Origin of the sequence: Desulfosediminicola flagellatus (assembly GCF_005116655.2) — a bacterium.
Taxonomy (GTDB): Bacteria; Desulfobacterota; Desulfobulbia; order Desulfobulbales; family Desulfocapsaceae; genus Desulfopila; species Desulfopila flagellata.
Map to the genome: position 1 here is coordinate 1,967,501 of NZ_CP050698.1, position 20,662 is coordinate 1,988,162.

17 protein-coding genes are annotated in these 20,662 nt (G+C 42.9%); 9 read left to right on the forward strand and 8 right to left on the reverse strand.

Translation table 11 applies throughout. From position 1 onward, the window contains the following. Window positions 1-678: 678 nt before the first annotated feature. A complete protein-coding gene (locus FCL46_RS08180; protein WP_136807242.1) occupies window positions 679-1,038 on the forward strand; it encodes a hypothetical protein in 360 nt (119 codons plus the stop codon). Between the two features lie 385 nt (window positions 1,039-1,423). Here FCL46_RS08180 and FCL46_RS08185 read toward each other — a convergent pair whose 3' ends face one another. Together FCL46_RS08185 and FCL46_RS08190 are read right to left on the reverse strand one after the other, a co-directional pair. Next, window positions 1,424-1,912 carry a lysophospholipid acyltransferase family protein gene (locus tag FCL46_RS08185; RefSeq protein ID WP_217909586.1) on the reverse strand — a complete coding sequence of 163 codons (489 nt, stop codon included), beginning with the start codon at window positions 1,910-1,912 and terminating at the stop codon, window positions 1,424-1,426. Window positions 1,913-2,227: 315 nt separating this feature from the next. Beyond that, window positions 2,228-2,479 (reverse strand): hypothetical protein, encoded by a 252-nt coding sequence (locus tag FCL46_RS08190; protein WP_136807246.1) that lies wholly within the window; start codon window positions 2,477-2,479, stop codon window positions 2,228-2,230. A gap of 255 nt (window positions 2,480-2,734) precedes the next feature. Between FCL46_RS08190 and FCL46_RS08195 the strand changes: the two genes are divergently transcribed. The 4 genes from FCL46_RS08195 to FCL46_RS08210 all read left to right on the forward strand — a co-directional run bounded on the left by FCL46_RS08195 (window position 2,735) and on the right by FCL46_RS08210 (window position 6,857). Next, window positions 2,735-3,454 carry a methyltransferase family protein gene (locus FCL46_RS08195; protein WP_136807248.1) on the forward strand — a complete coding sequence of 240 codons (720 nt, stop codon included), beginning with the start codon at window positions 2,735-2,737 and terminating at the stop codon, window positions 3,452-3,454. Between the two features lie 230 nt (window positions 3,455-3,684). Beyond that, window positions 3,685-4,200, forward strand: coding sequence for an SRPBCC family protein (locus FCL46_RS08200; RefSeq protein ID WP_136807250.1), 516 nt, complete (start codon window positions 3,685-3,687; stop codon window positions 4,198-4,200). Window positions 4,201-4,245: 45 nt separating this feature from the next. Further along, a complete protein-coding gene (locus FCL46_RS08205; protein ID WP_136807252.1) occupies window positions 4,246-5,106 on the forward strand; it encodes a class I SAM-dependent methyltransferase in 861 nt (286 codons plus the stop codon). A gap of 95 nt (window positions 5,107-5,201) precedes the next feature. After that, window positions 5,202-6,857 carry a sulfatase-like hydrolase/transferase gene (locus tag FCL46_RS08210; protein WP_136807254.1) on the forward strand — a complete coding sequence of 552 codons (1,656 nt, stop codon included), beginning with the start codon at window positions 5,202-5,204 and terminating at the stop codon, window positions 6,855-6,857. 723 nt (window positions 6,858-7,580) lie between these two features. On the opposite strand, the gene FCL46_RS08215 is transcribed toward FCL46_RS08210, so the two are convergent. Continuing rightward, window positions 7,581-8,303, reverse strand: a complete 723-nt coding sequence (locus FCL46_RS08215) for an SDR family NAD(P)-dependent oxidoreductase (protein ID WP_136807256.1) — start codon at window positions 8,301-8,303, stop codon at window positions 7,581-7,583. A gap of 166 nt (window positions 8,304-8,469) precedes the next feature. Here FCL46_RS08215 and FCL46_RS08220 point away from each other — a divergent pair, with 166 nt between their 5' ends. Further along, a complete protein-coding gene (locus FCL46_RS08220; protein ID WP_136807258.1) occupies window positions 8,470-9,057 on the forward strand; it encodes a histidine phosphatase family protein in 588 nt (195 codons plus the stop codon). A gap of 212 nt (window positions 9,058-9,269) precedes the next feature. Here FCL46_RS08220 and FCL46_RS08225 read toward each other — a convergent pair whose 3' ends face one another. The 4 genes from FCL46_RS08225 to FCL46_RS08240 form a co-directional block, all read right to left on the reverse strand. After that, window positions 9,270-10,712, reverse strand: a complete 1,443-nt coding sequence (locus FCL46_RS08225; protein ID WP_228723356.1) for a trimethylamine methyltransferase family protein — start codon at window positions 10,710-10,712, stop codon at window positions 9,270-9,272. Between the two features lie 223 nt (window positions 10,713-10,935). Further along, a complete protein-coding gene (locus FCL46_RS08230; protein WP_217909587.1) occupies window positions 10,936-11,739 on the reverse strand; it encodes an enoyl-CoA hydratase in 804 nt (267 codons plus the stop codon). Window positions 11,740-12,356: 617 nt separating this feature from the next. Continuing rightward, complete coding sequence (locus FCL46_RS08235) at window positions 12,357-12,737, reverse strand: PH domain-containing protein (RefSeq protein WP_136807264.1); 381 nt, start codon at window positions 12,735-12,737, stop codon at window positions 12,357-12,359. Between the two features lie 727 nt (window positions 12,738-13,464). Continuing rightward, entirely contained in the window at window positions 13,465-14,190 is a 726-nt protein-coding gene (locus FCL46_RS08240) for a hypothetical protein (protein ID WP_167505859.1), read from the reverse strand. A gap of 1,087 nt (window positions 14,191-15,277) precedes the next feature. Here FCL46_RS08240 and FCL46_RS08245 point away from each other — a divergent pair. From FCL46_RS08245 to FCL46_RS08255, 3 genes are all read left to right on the forward strand, one after another. After that, window positions 15,278-17,230, forward strand: coding sequence for an alpha-amylase family glycosyl hydrolase (locus FCL46_RS08245; protein ID WP_136807268.1), 1,953 nt, complete (start codon window positions 15,278-15,280; stop codon window positions 17,228-17,230). Between the two features lie 632 nt (window positions 17,231-17,862). Next, entirely contained in the window at window positions 17,863-18,477 is a 615-nt protein-coding gene (locus FCL46_RS08250; RefSeq protein ID WP_167505860.1) for a CBS domain-containing protein, read from the forward strand. A 2-nt stretch (window positions 18,478-18,479) separates the two neighbouring features. Further along, window positions 18,480-19,016, forward strand: a complete 537-nt coding sequence (locus FCL46_RS08255) for an HPP family protein (RefSeq protein ID WP_136807272.1) — start codon at window positions 18,480-18,482, stop codon at window positions 19,014-19,016. Window positions 19,017-19,232: 216 nt separating this feature from the next. On the opposite strand, the gene FCL46_RS08260 is transcribed toward FCL46_RS08255, so the two are convergent. Further along, on the reverse strand, window positions 19,233-20,429 hold the full coding sequence (locus FCL46_RS08260; RefSeq protein WP_136807273.1) for an MFS transporter: 1,197 nt from the start codon (window positions 20,427-20,429) through the stop codon (window positions 19,233-19,235). Window positions 20,430-20,662 lie beyond the last annotated feature (233 nt).

The window sequence follows — 20,662 nt, forward strand, 5'->3', positions numbered from 1 at the left end:
TGTTAAGTAGTTTAACTAATACTAGACATACAGGTTGTTGATTTATTTCAGTGTCATTGCTTGCGTGATGAACTGCAGATTGATTCAATTACTAATGCCGTGACCACTCGAGCTTTAAATCGAAACTAGGCAAAAGCTGAACTGATGAATGAAGATTAAAACATGCGGAGATTGCAGTTGACTACTAATTGATTGTTGTTCAAAGCAAGGGACAGCCAGGATCGTCTTTGTTTATCTCAATTAAATATGGGTTGAAAAATTCATAAAGGTGGAGACAAATGTTAGAAACAAGCACAATAATTGTCGGCTTGTGGCTCTTGCCAGTTACCATTCAAATTGTAGTACCGCTTGTCATTTTGCTTTCTTACAGTGTGATGAGGCTGGCAAAAGTGGTGTGTTCTAACAAGTAGATCCAAGCGTTATTGCCGCTCTTGAATTTAGAGAACCTAAAGAATGATATGCCAAATCAACCTCATGTTCTCCTAGGAGGAAGGGGATCACTGAGATTTTCCTTTTTTTTATCCTATTACTGGCAAATGAGCATAACCGAAAAAATACGATTCAAAAAGCAGGATATTTTAATGTGACTTCATCTGACAAGACCACTGGACTACTTATTATAAGTCAGAGTATTAGCGTGAATAAATATATTTTTTGCAAAAACTGGTGGTGTCAATCATGAAAAAAGTCATTTTCTTTTCTACTAGTTCCCTTGTCAGAGAAAAACTCGGGGACCAACCATTGGCAGGAATCATCTTGCGTCAGCTCCAACCTCCATCCTCAGAAAGCGCTTCGTTTGACTTTTCCTGCATTAAATTTGTGGCAAACGTTGATCTAAAAAAGATCTCAATGAGGTCAGCGATTAACTATCTTATGTCTGAATGCTTTGCAACTAAAGGTAAACACTATATCGAGATGGATGGCAGGAGATTCCCTGTTCACGGGACAAGTACCATTTACGCTGAAGCAGACAAAATTGATCAGCGCTATATGCTTTATAAACATCCAGGAAATTCAAATTGGATCAATAAGTCTTAGTAGGGTATCACTTCGATTCGTGCGCTCATGTACGCTAAGGGAATAAAATTAATTTCCGAATAGCAAGGTTGTTGCTGAAGTAATACAATAAGTGCAACAATAATGACTTTAATTTAGCATCGTGCATTCTCATATTTATAGATTCGCATTGCCAACTATAAACAGTATCCAGAGTGGTCAGGTTAATGCTATTCCTGTGTACCTTCAAAAAGAAGATAATTCCTGAACATTAACTTTTCTGATGTTCAGGAAAATATCATGAAACTTCAAACCATAGTTTGAGGTGATGATTCCATTGGTTAATAGTGACTTATGAAAGTAATTCTGAAGATTTTGTAGGTAAATTCCCGCCCAACCCTTAGTAGATATCAGTAATGTGAAAATACTATTCCACAGAGCATTGACTAGTATATTTACCAGAAATTCCGGAATAGCTCGCTCGCATTTTGCTTATGTCCTTTTCGACATCACCGGTAGGTGTAAAGGTTGATAAAAAACCTCCTGTTTTGTGTTCATAATCCAGAAATGCTAAGGCTATAGGTATTTTTGCGCCAAGGGCTATATAGTAGAACCCTGTCTTCCAGGTATCGACTTTTGAGCGTGTGCCTTCTGGGGGAATTGCAATAACGAGGCGATCACTAGCATTAAATACCTCTATGGTTTGGGCCACCACATTGTTGGATGACGATCGTGTGATTGGTATACCACCCATCCATCTCATAATAGGGCCACGCCAGCCTTTGAAAAGGGAATCTTTGCCCATCCAGTGCATATCAAATCGATAAACAAAAGCCATTGCCAATGATAATGGAAAATCCCAATTGCTTGTATGGGGTACAGCGATCAAGACATATTTAGGCGCTATCGGTGGCAAACCTTGCAGTTTCCAGCCTCTCAACTTGAGACAAACCTGACACAATATTCTCATGATATGAGGTAATATCGGTGTGTTGTACATAGTTATTTTCACGGAATGCACCTAGTAATAAATTCTGGTTCTTTTTAGTAACAGACTACTCGGATGTATCGTCCCTCCCTAAACACCACGATATCCGTTACTTGATTGTAGGCAGAAAGTAACATAACGATGGAAGACTGACCACGGATTTGGACGGAGGTGATAGATAATTCCTAAACATGAACTTTTCTAGATGCTCAGGAAATATCATTTATATTCGTTTATCCGCACTTATTCGTGGTCTATCCCGAATGCCGCAACTGGTGTATGACTATAAGGTTGACGGAGAATAGTGCCGAATGGAAATCGCATTTTGAAACCGAAAAAGATGTTTGTCCAATCTACATGCCGGGCCTGGTTTCGTTGACTTCTCGATTGGTTCTTTTCTGTCAGCGTATCAAGAAATTTGCCAAGATTTTCTGCATGTTCCGGTTTGCCACCATATTTATGACAAAAATCCCAATAAAATCTGAGCCATTTCAAATACTATCTTTACTTGGATTACCGAATACCATAACCTTTTAAGAAAGGTCTCGTACTGACTAAAAACATGCGCTGGAATCGAGAACGCTTGAATGAAAAATAGGGGCATTTTTAACCCGTTTGAAATGAAGGTTATGGAGCTATTCGGTATTGAGCCTCCCTAATTTTTTTCTCAAATTTTCGCGCTTGGTGTAGAGTGGAGATTCAATAAGGTGTCAGGTTTGCGCTCGAATCAGTTTTAATTTGGGGAATGACATGTCAGCGAAGGCGTCTGGTGAAGAGGCAGTTCAAAAAGTATCTCATCGCCAGTGGATCAGATTAGTTGTGGTGTATCTCCTTATCCCGTTGATTTTATTGATATGCGGTGGGGACCTCGGATGGTGGCAGGCGTGGCTCTATTTCCTACTGATCTTTGCTGCTGGTATAGGGGGGCGCATGTGGGCAGAACAGCGACATCCTGGATTGATGGCCGAACGACAAAATATTAAAAATATCAAAAATGCAAAAACCTGGGACAAAGTGCTTGCTCCATTGATGGCGGTGAGTATCGGGTTCCCTATGGTCATTGTAGCAGGGCTGGACCACCGCTATAACTGGTCACCCGAATTTCCGCTATGGCTTATCGTGATTGGCTTCATTTTGATCTCGCTCGGATACGCTTTCGCTGCATGGGCATTGGTAGAGAACCGCTTTTTCTCAAGCGTGGTGCGCATTCAGACGGATCGAGGGCATGTGGTGTGTGACAGTGGTCCGTACCGGTTTGTGCGGCATCCGGGTTATGCTGGAAATATTCCTCCACTGTTCGGTATTGTTCTGGCCCTTGGCTCGCTATGGACACTGATTCCTGCGGCGGTGGCATTACTCATCACGGTGATTAGAACCGTACTTGAAGACCAGACTTTACAGGAAGAGTTGCCAGGCTATCGAGACTATGCACGACGAGTGCGCTTTCGGTTGATTCCTGGGATATACTGAGAGACCTGAGTGGTGGGTGTCCCAGATCAGAAGATTGAGGTCCAACCGAGAGAGTCGCACGCCGCCTAACTAGGGGTGGGCGTGGACCAATACCGTGTCGCTTGCGCTCCTTCCATTGGTCTACTTACCGCCAACGTTGCAGAAGCGAGATTCCGGAATGTAAAGGCGGACGGAGGTTTAATCAGGGCGGGACGAATGATAAAACGTTCTTAGTTATGTAACAGCTAATAATGAAACTACTTGAAGAAATTGTACTCACCAACTCAATTGAGATTAACACGACTCCTGAGAAGATCTTCGGCTTCTTCCTTCAGATTATCGATGATGCAAGCTACCAAGCGTGGCATCCAGATGACCATGTAGCGTTTCGCCTGATCAGAGGTGAGTTCTGCCAGCAGGGCTCTATTGTGTATGCCGAAGAGTACATCCACGGAAAACTGCACAAGCTCAAGTTCCTAGTCAAGGAGGTCGTGCCGAACAGGAAAATCGAATTCGTGCCCGTGTCCCGTCTCCTTCGAATCTATTTCCCCCGAAATACTTTCTTGATCGAGACGCGAGATGGTTCATGCGTGTTCACTGCGTCATGCGTGCTTCGCGTAGGACGCTTGGTCAAGCTGTTAGCGGGAAACAGGCTTGAGCAAGGGCTTTTAAGCATAAGGAAGCATATGAAGGAAGAGGGGGAGAACATGAAGCGGATTCTTGAGAAGAGGGACTTATATAATCACGCAGGCGAGGCGACGTCCTAAGAACTGCGATTCACTGCTGTTTTTAGCTTCCGAAAGGGCAGTACGATGGGTGATAAAACAGAAATTGATACATTCGCATCTACCAGCGAAACCGAAGAATACCGCTTTGGTTATACTCATGAGGAGATGGAGCGGCTAAGGTATCAGCATCACGTCTGGGCGCAAGAAAATCAACGCTTCATCTCCCGAGCTGGATTTAGCACGGGTGCAACTCTGGTTGATCTCGGTTGCGGCCCTGGATATACAACTATCGATCTGGCACAAATTGTCGGGTTGGCAGGGAAAGTTATTGCCGTAGATCGAGATGGAGAAAATTCACTCCCGCTATTGAAGGAGCGAGCAGAGACCGCAGGTCTTTTTAATATTGAGACAAGGGCGGCTAATCTGGAGACATTTGATCTTCAAGAGGGAAGCGTGGATGGCGTTTACGGTCGGTGGGTGCTCATGTATCTTCCCGAGGCAAAGGTGAAGTCGCTGATTGGCCGTATAGCAAAGTGGCTTAGGCCCGGAGGCGTTTGTGCCCTCATCGAGTTCTGTAATTACCGTCATATTCATATTCACCCCCAAAGCAAGTATCTACCTGAAATAGCAGAGGCTCTTATCCAAGCTGTTACTGGCGAACGTGGATGCAATCCTGAAATTGGAAACGATCTTCCCGGCTTACTCTGCTCTGCCGGGCTAGACGTCGAGATTAATGTGACCACTAAGGCCGTTCGGGCCACCACTCAAGAATGGCTCTGGCCGGATGCCCTATTCCGAAATCATTTACCCGCTCTCGTGAAAGAAGGTTTCCTTGATCACAGTATATATGACGATTTCCTCGCAGAGTGGGAGGTACGTTCAAAAGAACCTGATTCAATTTTTTTCGGTTCGCCAATGATGGAGGTCATAGGGAAGCGCTTATAATCGTAATTGATTTTAAACAGTGATTCTCGGACAGCCTCCAAGGGCAATCACACGCTGAGGATGGTTTTCTGCTAGCGGTTTGATGAGAAACTTCTATGGCAAATTTGACATTGAGAAAATCTATCGCTCTTGGGTCAGTTGCTATTCTTTTGCTAATAGAATTTAGTTTTTTCTTCGACTTTATTTATCCGTTTCGGTTTCTTTGGAATCAAGGCAAGCTAATCGAGCTTTCCCTGTCATTGATTGTGTTCTTCTGGAGTCTGCTGAGCGCATTCTTACTGTTCTTTAGCGGCCGCAGTATTATTCGAAAAATAACATTACCTTTCTTTCTGTTTTTCTTTCTTTGTAATATTGGTTTTTTCAATATCGCAAACTCGCCTTTAGATTTCCAGCAGGCAGTCATTATCGTGGAGAATTTTCAATGGTGGTTTGGGGCAGTGGTTGAGAATTTTGGCTTTGCTGCACTGCCTTTTTTAATACTTCTTCTTCCATTGAGTATTTTCATCGAACGGTTACCGGAACTTTTACAATTCAATATCCCCCCAAAGGCCTATTTCGTTCCTGTAAGCGCAGTTATACTTACTACTTTTGGTCTGCAATATAGTCATGGATTTTTTGATCGATATCCCTCGTATTTCAGGGTTCCGTCAATGCTGGCATTTGCCGGTCTAAGTCACATTTACGATGGCGAAAGAGATGCGGTCATTTACTCAGGTTTTTTAGATCCACAGGTTGAGAAGATTGTCCTGATTGTGGATGAAAGTATTCGTGCGGACATTCTGGGAATCAATACATTCGAAAAAGACACCACACCCTATCTTCGCTCTCTGGAAAGTGGAATCGTGAATTTTGGGATAGCTGCTTCAGCTTCAAACTGCAGTGATTATTCTAACCTCATTCTTAGAACGGGGTTAAGAAAAGAGGAGATTCCAGACCACAATCAAATGACCTTAAAGAAACCTTCGATTTGGCAATTCACCAGGGAGGCTGGATTTTACAATGTCTACCTGGATGCCCAGAGTGCTGAGGAATGGGTAAACTATCAAAACTTCATGAATGAACATGAGGCTTCTTTCGTAGACGAAATCATTAGAGTTCGACAGAAAACTGCCTATGAAAGCGATGGAGTTGCTCGTGACAAATTAATCAATCTTCTCAAGCAACCTGGTAAAACCTTTATCATGTTTAATAAATACGGAATTCATTTTCCCTACTTCAGGAGCTATCCCGAAGAGTATAATTTGTTCACCCCGGCGCTTAAGCAAGGTGAGCCAATGAACGACAGGGTAAAAGCTCTAAATTCGTATATGAATGGAATACGTTGGAGTGTTGATGACTGGTTTAAAAACGTGTTTTCTGAAAGCGGATCCTTTAAGAGTTTCGTTATTATATACACAAGTGATCATGGGCAAAATATCGTTGACGATGGAACACTTGCTACTCACTGTAGGCCGGGAGCGAATCGATTCGAAGGTATTGTACCTATGATAATTTTCTCCAATGAGGAGTCAATCTTGGAAGAGTTCAAGGTGGTTCAGGTCACCAGTTACAACAAGACAAATCATTTTCAGATATTTTCGTCGATCCTTGGATTTGCTGGTTATAATGAGTCGTGGGGCCGAACCCATTACGGAGCATCTTTAAACGATTCGCCAGGAACCTTGCCGGAATTTTTTGTAGGAGATCTCCATGGTCGTGGTTCAGTGAGGCGATGGGTCTCAATATACCCAACAGAGGCTGAAAGCGATTAGGGACTTTTGGGGAAAATTGCCCAACAAAATATTCTGGGGACAAGCCGCAGATGTTATCGTTAACATTGCCATATCGAAGGTCTGATTATCCCAGCCAGCACCTTTTTACCTTCTTCCTGTTAAGGTTCATAACAAAATGTAGTTCCTTAACATCAGTTTTCGCGATGTTAGAAAACTCTCCTGAAACTTCATGCCATTGTTTGAGGTGAGGGTTTCATTGGTTAATAGTGACTTATGAAAGTAATTCTGTCGATTTTGAACAAAACCCTTATTCTCGGACAGCACTCCTGGCGCTCTGAAAACCTTTACTTATCTGATTTTGTTCGCCCTTTTAGCACATTGACTTCGTTTCTCATTCAGTTACATATCGCTGCGATGCTCCTTCATTTGTGCCACGCAGTGCACTAAAGTTGCAGGTCAGCGGAGCATCGCGAAGACTCCAGACAATCTTTGCGACATTTAAAAATTTATAGAGAATTAGTAATAAATTATGGTTCTTTTAGAAAAAGACTACTCAGACGTCTCGCCTTCTATAAACATCACGATATTTACTGCCTGGTTGTAAGCAGAAAGGAACATAACGATGGGAGACTGACCCCGGATTTGGAGGGAGGTGAAAGATAGATCCTGAATATTGTGAAAATTGAGTTTCAGGAAGTACTCCGGGGCTTGATCTAAATCGACCTTGGAGATGATATCCATAGTCCTCTATTCTCTTGGCTACTAACCGCTGGTACGAAGGGAAGAGCGTCCGCCGTCAATGCTAAAAACCTGCCCGGTGATCCAGCCTGCCTCATCACTCAATAGATGTGTTGCAAGACCTACTATATCTTCCGGCGATCCTAGGCGTTTCAAAGCGTGCATGGAGCTAATCTGGTCCGCGATCTGCTCGTTGGACAATATCGTTTCAGACAGTTTCGTGCGGGTGAGTGAAGGCGCAATAGCATTCACCCTGATTTTTGGCGCTAACTCGGCGGCCAAAGATAGAGTTAGGCCGTTAATTCCTCCTTTGGCCATGCCAATAGAGGAGTGCAGGGGAAAGCCCTGTAGCGCGGCAACACTGGAGAAAAGGATGATGGAACCTTTTCCATTCTTTTTCAATGGCTTAACCGCTGCCTGCACTGCAAGGACTGCTCCCAAACAGTTGATTTTGAAATCGTATAAAAAATCGTCAGATTTAAGTCGCTGAAGGCTACCAAGGTTTAGCGTACCGACACTGTAGACAAGACCATCTAAAAGTTCACCTGCCGCCGCTGTGGATTTTTTGAATATTGACTCGTCTGTAACGTCCCCCACTGTAAAGCTGCAGTTCAGCTCATTTGCAAGAGCGTTCAGGACGTGTTCATTACGACCTACGAGATGGACCATATTGCCCTGTTCAACGCATCTGCGCGCAAGAGCGCTGCCTATCCCACCACTACCACCGTAGATGAGTATGGTACCCATGAATTCCCCTTGGATGAATTATGTCGATGCCTAAAAAAAACATACAACAACTCGACAAGCGTTGTCCAGCCACTAAAGTGTCAGGCAAATGAAAGTCGGTTGATGAGTGAGATAGAAACGTCTGTATATACTTATCCAGCCTGTATTTAAGGCAGAGGTAGAGCGTATGATAATACGAAAAAAACTGCGTCCAGCTGCTGTTCTGACGATAATCCTACTATTTCTAAGTGCTTCCTGGTCGTTGGCAGAGATGGAGGAAGCGCAGTTGTGGGAAAAATTGCGATCTGGGAATCACTTTGCCATGGTACGTCACGCTTTAGCACCGGGTTTTGGAGATCCGGATACCTTTATAATCGGAAAATGTGAAACCCAGCGAAATCTTTCTCCCAAGGGTAGGGAGCAGGCGCGACATATAGGCGATATTTTTCGGAAGAATGGTATTAGTCAGGCAAAGATCTATTCCAGTCAATGGTGTCGATGCCTGGATACTGCGAAACTCATGAGTTTAGGAGATGTGAAGGAATTACCGGTTCTGAATTCATTCTTTGAGAATTATGCAAATGAAACACCTCAGACAAAAGCACTCACGGAATGGCTTAACAGGCAAGATCTTCGTCCGATAACCATCCTGGTAAGTCATCAAGTAAACATTACAGCCTTCACCAATGTCTACCCTGATTCTGGTGAAATTGTGATTGTCAGTAAAGGCAAAGATGGGAATTTTATCACGGTAGGTACAATATTCTACCCATAGGGGTCAGACCTTTGCTTGACTCATTGGGTAAAACAGAAGATTGCACCACGTTTTCGTTCAAGAAGATAATCCTGATTATCGTGAAAAATTGATTTTCAGGAAATGTCTTGGGCAAAAGAATTACAGTCTATCTACGTAATGAAATAGAAACCTGCGAATCATCGGCAATACCGCTGGCACTTCATTGACATTGCATAGAAATAGCGTATATCTCAATGGGCCCTTTTTCCACTGCTAATTGCCTCTATAACTGTATCGTTGAGCTGCGGGAAGTAAAGCTTTTTTTCAGCAGCATCGTTGATGATTTTCTCCCACTGACGGAACGAATCTACATTTTTTAACGTATGCTCAGCACTTTTGGGATTACCTTTCTCAGCGATCTCGCGAATTCCCTCCAATGCATGGTCGTCGCTTGGAAAGTACAGAGGTATAACCCCGACATTCTTCGCGCACGTTTCAAAGATCTTTCTAGAATGACGTTCACGCTCGCAATCTTCCAAAAATTTTTCCACGCTGAAGAAGTTAAGGCTGCCTAGAGCGCCCATGGCATGTCGTACAATATGTACCCCATACTTGCGCAACAAGTTGCGGCTCAATTCTGACTCGGAAACAGCCTGAGGATTTAGCTCTGTCAGGCTGGTACTCCCTCCGGTTTGAGCCGAAGGGAACCCTGTAATCCAGATGTTAACGCGCGCCAAGGCTGCATTGATAAACGTTTGAGATGGCGAACTGTAGGAAATATTTCCGCCTGTCTCGGTAACGCTTGGGATACCACCGTGCATACACAGAATCCCAGGGTTGACAGTCTGGGCGATAATCATCATGAACATCACCTGGGCATGGCTTTGCGTCAAGAATGACTCTGGGCTGCCGGCTCCAGAAACGCCAGCAATCGTCTGGTCAATCAGCAGAAGATTGTTACCGGTACGTGCGCTTCGTAAAAACGGCTCCACCATGTTACTCATGGGAGCCAAGGAGGCAATCAGGCTGGTACCATCAAGCCACTGCTCTTTGTCCTTCAAAAAAGTCACTTCGTCAGCTGACATGGTATTTGTGGTGATCATCTTGAGCCCTGAATAGGCTCTTTCCATTAGCTGAGCAACCTCGAAGAGAGATATACTTTTATCGCAGCCCACCGGCAGGCTGAAAATGTTTACAACATCTTGTTGTTCAGCCACCAAGCTAATGATATGCTCATACTCTTTACGATTGGCGGGACGCAGTTCTTCTTCGCCAGCCCGTTTAAGAAAAGGCGACGTTGCACCGGTGCCAAAAGTATTCATTCCAGGATCTCCTGGTATTTCCCGGGGCACCTGCTCCAGACAATGATCGACATAACTCATTTTCAGGGGAATAAACAAAGCTGTTTGATTGTCGAAATCAATTGCATCAGCTTCCAGGAGGATATCCATGAGAATTTCGTTCCCGGCAATGTTGATACCAATTTCCGTCAGCACTCGTTTTGCGTTTTCGTCAATGCGCTGGTAAACTGCTTTTTCAGCGATAAGGTCATCCATGTCCTCTATCCGCAATCGAACTTTATCATGGATAGTTTCATCAGTGACATGCAGCAGGATATCCTCATATAAGGTTTTGGCTTTTTTGAAATGCGTCTCCTGTTCCAGAAGAATGCCTTTCTCTAAGATCGATTCCATATGTGAGCACATAGCAATTTCCCTTATTCTAAAGCGCTGAATAACCGTATGAAAGGTCTACCTACCTTTGTCTTTTAACATACTAGACTCGAAAAACTACTTTACAGGTCAGGCTTTATGGGATCAACAACAAAAAACATGCTGGGTAGTTAGAAGTGGTCCCGCTTTTGGACCACTTCTAACTGGTCTTGGAAATCAGAAAGTGAGACACAAAAGAACCATGTTATTTGATACCATGGTTCCAGACGGGGCTGCGTTTTTCAATAAAGGCTGAAAAACCCTCTTGAGCATCTTTTGCCATCATATTGGATGCCATCATCTCTGCAGCATATCCATAAGCGTCTTCCAGCTCCATTTCCAGCTGTTTATAAAACATTTCCTTACCAACTGACACAGCAACTGCGGATTTTTCAATTATGGATTGGGCAAGGCCGTGTACTTTGTCAGTCAAATCGCCTTCTGGAACGGCAGAGTTAATAAGACCCTGCCTGACAGCATCATCAGCGCTAATAAAATCACCTGTTAACAAGAGTTCCATAGCATGCTTACGTTGCATATTTCGACTTACCGGTACGGCCGGAGTTGAACAGAATAAGCCATACCTGATACCTGAAGTGGCAAATTTTGCAGAATCAACAGCTACAGCGAGGTCACTTGCAGCAACCAACTGACACCCGGCTGCGGTTGCAATTCCTTGCACTTTTGCAATAACAGGTTGGGGAATACGATTGATTGTTAACATCATCTGACTACATTTCTGAAATAGCCCGGTGAAATAATCTTTTTCACTGTGCCCAGCCATTTCCTTTAAATCGTGACCGGCACAAAAGGCTTTTCCTTTTGCAGCTATTACGACAACACGCACACTATGGTCTTTGGCAATACTATCCAGTTCATTTTGAAGTGCAGAAATCATCTCAAAGGATAGTGGATTAAATTTATCAGGTCGATTGAGGGTTAAAGTTGTTATGCCTTGTTCATCTTCACGAAGTAAACAATTCGACTTCTCTGCCTTTGATTTAGTCACAATAATTCCTCTTTTGATGTTTTTCTGAAATGATTGTTGTTTATCCTGAACTCTTCAATTACATCCTTCCTTTAATGATCAGTAAAATTGCTAACGGACGATTACTCCATACCTGGTGCTTGTCACACATTTAGCATATCTAAAACAATTGTCTGTATCTGTTTTTTATTCCTGCTGGATTCGTAAAACAAGTGCAACAGAATGGTCCAAGCTGAATCCTGTGATTCGCAGGGCAGCGGTAGATCTCTCTCCCACATCATCGCTTTTTTGATACAGCCTTACGGGGCAGCAGGAGCAGATCCGGTCTGCGTCAGTCGACCCCGAGAAAGATTTGCTATAAAAATCATTGCTGGTAATAACTTTGGTCAAGCAAAATGCTATCAAAAAAGGAGTAATGGTTGCTGTAGCGGTAGTGTCAGATTGTCATAGTCGTTAGTGTCCAGGAATACGGTCAAAAAAAAATTTCCCCGGCCTTGCATAGGCTGCAATAGCAGAGATACTAATCAGTATTGCTAGTTCTACTTTGTATGCCTTATATGATTAAATGATAGGGCCAGTCGCACTCTCTATTTACCAGTTTTCCCATTTACAACTATAGCAAATCAGCATTAATACAGCTATTTAAGCATGAACTCAGCCAGTGCTTGTTGGATGCCAACAATATCAGTACCTTTTTTAAACTCCTTAATAATTGCAGGGGTCGAATTACTTGATATCCATATTTTCAGCTCAGCATCGGAGTCAAAAGTCCCTGCCGTTTCTACTGCAAATTGACTTATCGATTTATACGGAATCGAGTGATACGCTACTTTTTTGCCAGTCAACCCCTGCCTATCAACAAGAACTAAGCGTTTATCAGTAAAAACAAACAAATCTCTTATGACTTTATATGCCTTTTGAATAGCTTCTCCAGAAGCCAGAATGTTTTCAAACTCGTTTTCCAGCTTTTCAATATCAACTTCTGAGGCGTTGCCAAGTAATCCGCTTAATATACCCATTGTTTTGTCAGTCCTTTTTTGTCTCTTACACATATATAAACAAGTAGAGTTATCACCGACACTTTGCCTGGTGACTCCCCCATAGAATACATATATGCCAATACAATATAAACGGGTGCACGTCGAGATATTATCCACAATCGATTAACGTGAACTGACGAAAAAACCTCGTATGTAACTCGCCTTGAAGAGTAGACATTTGATTGAAGGCACTGTTCGACGATGCCGAAGTATTATGTATGTTACCTGGAGGTTGTCCAACAATGCCCTATGTTCCAAAACTCTTAGTTGTTATCAAAAAGCAATGTGTTGATTTACAGAAATATGGGCACTGATTTCAAACTGGAAAAAGGTTTGGGAACTTCGATAGACGTAATCCTGTTATCTGATCGAAGTATGAATTATTTTATTAGTCACTTCACAAAGGTGTTAAAAAACAGTCAGCTCAATAAGGTTTAAATTATTTTGGGAATTTTTTTTAGACAGGACATTGTAGATTTCGCCCCTTCAGATTGCACAGGGCCAGCTATAACCCTTTTGGGGAAAAGGGTGTACCCATTAAAAAGGAAGAAAGGGGGGGGCTTTGCTTGACTCATACTGAAGATAATTCTCATACGTCAGGATTTCACGATGCTCAAGAAGAATATGAGAAAAACACTCATCTGTGTCCTTGAATGGTAATTCTTGGAAAACCGTTAGTATATCTATCCTTTTACATGCGTAACAATTAAATAAAACGAATAAAGTTGAACGGTTTTGCATAGCCAATCATCAGTATTGCATGCCCACTATTGATGATACGTCCACCCCTTTCCTCAAAAGCACTGTTCAGCATTAACTTTTCATATTTGTCTTTTCGACGATGATAATACTGATCCCACTTATCCGTGTAATCCAAACCTCTGAATCTTTCGAGAGCTCCAATAATCTTAAGATTGTCATCGATCGATTTATCACCGAGAAGTGGTAATAGACTTGCAGCAAATTCTCTGACATCTCTAGGTGTTGGTTGATTATATTGTGGATATACTTCATTAAACATGCTCATGAATTTAGCCACTACTGGATTTTGTGTACGGCAAAAAGTAACTACTCTTTTGAGCGGCCATAACCTCCCTAAAAGATCCCTCATAGTTATCGAAAGGAGTTGTAATCCAATGCCACTGTATAGAAAATCAGGATCGAGAAAGAGCATGCGCTGACAAACTACATTAACTGGCCGATGATAAAAAGGTGTCATTCTTTTATGATTTGATGCAACTGAGAAACCGACAATCCTATCCTCGTTTAAGGCAAGACGTATAGTTTTTGCCTGTTTCATATGATTGCGTATAATCTCTTCCACTAGTTCTGTGTTAGGGAGGTAGTTGACAACAATCTCAACCATATTTTGGATCTGGTTGTCAGGTAAGCTTTTTAAATGATTAGAAAGTCGTATTCTTTGGGTCTGCATCGGCAATTTTTCTCAGCATCAACTTTATTTCAGATTATGAATATGGACCTATATACCACAGAAGACATATCACCATCCATTATAATGCATAGTTGCTTCACCGCCTGCCAATGTCTGCGTAATTCTCGTAAAATATTGGATTTAATGATTATTATTGAGGTGGGCTCGGTAGGTAGTATAGGTGGAAATTGACAGTCCGTAAGGCGTTCATAGTACAGCTCATGTTGCTCGGGGGGCGAAAATGCCTTGATTAATTGTATACCATGGGGTGAATCGTCATGGACGATAAGCGCCTACATGCACAGGGAAGGTTTTCGTCAACCCAGAGAACAGTGATAGGTTGATATTGCCAGTACACACCTTAATAATCTCCCACCTCTGTCTAGCAAAATGGATCCACTGCCGTCTAAGTTTCTTGGTAATGCTTAAGCCTTACATTTCTACTGTAAAATTTATTGACAGGACCAGTGCCTGGTTTTGCTGTTCTTAAAAGGGTAGAACGGGATGATTACTCGATAGTAACAGTAGCTTTTGGAGTAAAGTATTTGACATGCAATACAATAGTAACAGTAAATTATCTGGCCAATGGCCTGAAATGATGTCTGTCGGTACCAGTGCTATGGAATCAGCAGCCCAGTTAAGGATACCTGCTGGAATGCAACTGTTTGTTATAGTGTTTTGATGCCTGGAGCATTTATTGTACTATTTCAGTAGTAGTTTAAGTTTGTTTACTGGCTAGGAAAAGTTGTTTACACTGATTGTTTGCAGCATACGAGGCGGCACTGTCGGGCCGGGTACTTAAGCGGTTTAGATTGATGCCGAACAACCTGATCTCAAGGATTGAAGTGGCGATTAGTAACCCAGGGCCAAGTTACAATATCTGGAGCAGATAGCGCATAGTTGATACAGTTATTTATAACGGAACTCTTTGTCGATAGCATGTTAAGTTGTCAGCAGATAACGTTTTGGGTTTTCGTGACTCTACAACGACAAACCTGCCTTTTATTAACGGTTTATTGCATATTTTGTTACAGAAGCTGTTGATCTAGACAGACCATCAAAGTAAAACTCCTTTTATAGGTAAATCATGTACGAACAGATTTCTCATACGCTTCTCAATGACATACTAAACCGCATTAAACCTGAGATCTCTGAACAGGATCTGCGGCATTTCTATACCCGGTTAGGAGCAAATTTTTACGCCATTCACTCGTTGTTTGAAAGACTCTATGGTGATCGGGAGGATTTTGAAGAACAGGCGCAGAATATGGTCGAAACCATGGCAAGGCAATATATTAAGCGCTCGGAAAAACTGCGTCAGCTCGATCTTGAGAGAGAAAAGGATTACAACTGGTTTCTCCATCAGCAATGGGTCGGAATGGCGCTTTACTGCAAGGGTTTTGCAGGAACCCTTAATGGGCTCCAGGAGCGGTTGCACTATTTTCAGGAGCTCGGTGTTAACCTGGTTCATGTGATGCCAATTATGCGCTGCCCGGAGGGGAGTAGTGATGGCGGCTATGCTGTGAGCGATTTTCGTGAGATTAACCCAGAAGTCGGCACATTGGAGGATGTTCGGGAACTTGCAGAAGAGATGAAAAAACGTGACATCCTGCTTGTGCTTGATGTTGTCGTAAACCACACATCAAACAAGCATTATTGGGCAACCTGTGCCAGAGCAGGAGAGAAGAAGTATCAGGATTATTACTACACCTTTGAAAACCGTAATGTCCCGGATATGTTTGAGCAGAGCATGCCGGAGATCTTTCCTGAAACTTCGCCCGGTAATTTTACCTGGGACGAGGAGATGGGCCGTTGGGTGATGACAGTTTTCAATGACTTCCAGTGGGATCTTAACTATAGCAATCCATCGGTTTTTGTCGAGATGCTCAACATTATCCTTTTCTGGGCGAACCAGGGGGCCGATATTCTACGGCTTGATGCTGTGGCGTTTTTATGGAAAAAAATTGGCAGTACCTGTCAGAATGAGCGCGAAGCACATTTGATTTTGCAGTTATTAAAAGATTGTTGTCAGGTCACTGCTCCTGGCGTGGTTTTTATTGCTGAGGCGATTGTCGCGCCGGTAGAGGTGATAAAATATTTTGGTGAGGACGCTGTCATCGCCAAGGAATGTGAGATCGCCTATAACGCAACTTTTATGGCGTTATTGTGGGATGCAGTGGCAACGAAAAATGCTCGTCTCCTCAATCAGGGGATTAAAAGTCTGCCGGTAAAACTGGAACGCGCTACGTGGCTCAACTATGTGCGTTGTCACGATGATATTGGCCTGGGGTTTGATGATCGTGATATCCTGCTTTGCGACTACGAGCCCGCCCGGCATCGAAGGTTCCTTATCGATTATTTCACTGGCAAATATGAAAAATCTCACGCCCGCGGTCTGCCTTTTGGGCAGAATAGCAAGACGGGTGACGCGCGTATCTCAGGTTCTCTTGCTTCATTGGCTGGACTGGAACATGCACTCGAAACCGGTGACGATAAGGCGATTGATGATTCGATAAAGTTGATTCTTTTGCTGCATGGCATGATTCTGTCTTTCGGCGGTATCCCGCTGCTTTACTACGGAGATGAGATTGGTGCCCTAAATGACGATTCTTACCGTGATGATCCCCATAAAAAGGGGGATACACGCTGGGTACACCGGCCCTCGATTGACTGGGACAAAGCCGATAAGAGGAACACGGTAGGAACTGTTGAATATAAAATCTTCAGCGCTTTAAAGCGGATGGTTGCAGTTAGAAAAGAGATTGAGGTCTTCGCTGATTTTAATAATCGCGAGTTGATTGAAGTCGAGAATCCGCATCTGTTCGTGTTTGGCCGATATCATCTGCAAAAACCCAACGAGCGTGTTCTGGTGGTTTCGAACTTCAGCAATAAACCTCAACACCTCAACCTTGATGACTTAGGAGGGTGGGGAGCCCAATACCGATTGATGACTGATTTGTATCGAGGAGAAACTCCAGATATTTTCAAAAACAGTCTGGTGATTCCGCCATTCAGTTTTTACTGGTTGTGTGAGAGGTAGTCATAATATTGAAACTGTAACGATATCCAACCTGCTCTATACTTGGTTAAAGGCCAATGTAGAACATATTGGATATTCTTGACGTTCTTGAGAAAAATCAACGATCCTCAACAGTAAACGGCCTGAAATGAATCATCCCCGTATTTGCGATATTTGCCTCCTGCTGAATGTAACCAGTGCCTGAATGAAAACCTGCAAATTTTTTCAAGTTCAAGGCGGGCGATAATTTTAACCGGAGGAATACACGAAGTATTTTGAGGATTAAAATTTGCGACCAACGAAGAAATTGTGAAATTTGCGGTTTTCGGTCAGGTACTAACTATTTAATACCTGCTAATGGTCATACACATGTCAACGTTTTCGGTGTTGGCAGGTAAACTCTATGTGACCGGTGACATTAAGGCCTGAGCAAATTTCGAAAAAACTTATTCTGCAATCTATACAAAACGTTTTAAATCCCTTGAGTAGCATCCGAGTTCTACACGAAATATTCCGCCACAAATTGATGTGAGTCAATTCCTTTTAAGATCATTGTGCGTAAATACAGACTAAACATTTTTCATTGAGTGGGTCAGTAAGAGGCATTTTAGCAACTGATGGCCTCAGGTGAAGACCTATATCGGAGAGGTCCAATGCTAAAAAATTATAAAAACACTATCACCCCACCCGATATTTCGGAGCAGGATATCATTGATGCCATGAAAGATCTTCAAGGCTATGTCGATATTACGCCAGGGGACTTCAAGCAGATTTACCAGGTTGCTTATGCAACTGCTGTCAACCGACTGCTCAAGAGTGTGACGGCTGCTCAAATAATGACCAGAACCGTACTGCTTCTTGAGCAGACTATGACACTGGTTGAGGCGGCAGGGTTACTTGCAGACAGCCAGGTGTCAGGAGCTCCTGTTGTTGATAATGAAAATAAAATTGTTGGTATTGTCTCGGAAAAGGATTTTTTAAGGGAAATGGGGTTCGGTTTTAATCCTTCCTTTATGCAAATCGCCACTCATTGCTTACACGATAAGAGCTGTATGATCAAAAATTTGCACGACAGAACTGTTGCCGAAATAATGACGAGACCAGCTCTTTCCGGATTTCCTGAGATGACCATTGGTTCGATCTCAACCACTTTTACAGATCGACAGATTAATCGCCTGCCAATTATTGACAAAGAAGGATTAATCGTCGGGATCGTTACCCGTACTGATTTGGCACAGGCATATCATCTTTTCACTGAGGGGCTGTAACAATGAACTTTCTGCAAAAGATGAAGGGCAATGGGCAAAGCCCACCCGCAGTTGGTATGATCGAGATTTTATGGTCCTGGATAGGGAGCTTTTTAGGAATTGCCGCTGTTTCTCTCATACACTATAAGATCCTCAACCAGACAGATCTGGCTATGATCATCGGCTCATTTGGTGCTTCTGCCGTGCTCATTTACGGTGCTATCCGCAGTCCTCTTGCACAGCCAAGAAACTTGATTGGCGGACATATACTCTCAGCAATTGTGGGTGTAACAGCTTTTCAATTGTTTAGTGGGGAGCCGTGGCTTGCTGCATCAATAGCTGTTTCGACATCAATAGCCCTTATGCATCTTACAAAAACACTCCATCCACCTGGTGGTGCGACGGCATTGATTGCTGTCATCGGAAGTGATGGAATACACAACCTCGGTTATTTGTATGTATTGATTCCCGTAGCTCTAGGAGCCAGCATAATGTTGTTGATAGCTCTCATCGTCAATAATATTCCTAAAACGCGGCGTTATCCGGAATTCTGGATATAGGTTAGAATTTGAAGCTCTTTTTTCAGAGAGGGGGGCATGACTGCACTTCCCTCTCGTATTTTCTTATCTTTTTATGAGAGTAAGATCTGTAAGACTCCTCCCGGTCAATAGTGCATTATCATTATCGTTTGTGATTTTTCCCTCGCCTTTTCAAAGCTTTATTCTGCAATATTTGTGATCAGTTCGAAATAGTAGCAACGTAAACCGAAGCCGTTGCTATTTGCGATCCGCTGTTTCAACAATGTTCTTTTTTGCCTGGTTAATTGTAAAAACAAAAGGAATGCCCGTTAAACCGATCATGCCGCACATTATGAAGGTCTTCTCAAGACCTACCATGTCTGCAACAAATCCTACAAGTACGACAACCGCAGATCTTGCGAGAAAGCTGATCATCATAAATACACCATTGGCGGCTGATGATCCTTCTGCAGAATATTCCTGAACCATTGCCAGCATAACAGGGGTAGTTGAGAGCAGAGAAAAGCCTGTAATTAACAGCACTGCGAGTTGAAGATAGCCGGTGGTATATGAAAAAAGTAAAAGTGAAACAGGTGCAACTATTAAGCAAAATGAAAGGAGCTGTTTTCGACCGAAACGATCACTCAGGCTACCAACCGCAAGTATACCAACAACTCCTGCCGCTTCAAAAAGAGACAGAGCAATTCCTGCAAGCCAGACGTCACCACTTTGCTGCAATATATAGAGAGGAAGAAAGGCGGTAAGGCAGGCGTGCATAAAGCCGCGGACGATAACGATAGCAGAAAGAGGAAGCAATATACTTTTCATTTCTCTGCAGATCTTGCGGATGGAGGGTTTGTCCTGATGCTTGTTTACTGTGACAGGCATGTCTTTAAACTTAAAAAACATGATAACAGAGGCCAGAATACCAATAATCATAATTGGGTAGTAGCCTTCAAAACCAAGTAGGGATACTGCTCCGATAATAACAATGGGTCCTAATGTTCTGGCAAATTCGCCACCAGTCATATAAAAACTCATCCCTCTACCTGTCTTTTCTCCGGAAACTCTATAGACCATAACCGGAGCAGGTACATGAAAAAGAGAAACACTTATACCTGTGAAAAACAGTAGAATGAGCAATACTCCATAGCTTGGTGCAACACCTAAAAGCGACATGGGAATGGCTGTGAGTGCTGGTGCCAGTATGATGAAATACCTGACACTTATCCTATCTGCAAGCTTACCTATATATGGATTGATAAGTGCCGGAATCTGCATGACGGTAGATAGAAAGCCCGCCTGTGTGAGTGAGAGGGAAAATTTCTCAATGAGAAAGGGCAGAAGTGGTGCCAGAAAACTTGAATAGATATCATGAATAAAATGACACATCGAGAGCAGGAGAACTTTGCTTGTGTCAAATTTTGGTTGTATTTGCTTGTTAGATGTTTCCATGTGGTGCTCGCGGTGATGAAGTGATAATCTTAAATCCGGAAACGAGTAGTGTTACTGCGGGTTGAAGTAAAAGTCACACTTTTTAGACAAATACACATAAAACACAAAGACAAACCATCTCCAGGTATCGTTACGATTAATCGTTATCCAGCTTGATCTTTTGAGGCCGGTAAACTACTGTGAGCCCCGGTTTTTGATCTGAGGTATCCAGTAGTATTCGGCAGTAACCTGCG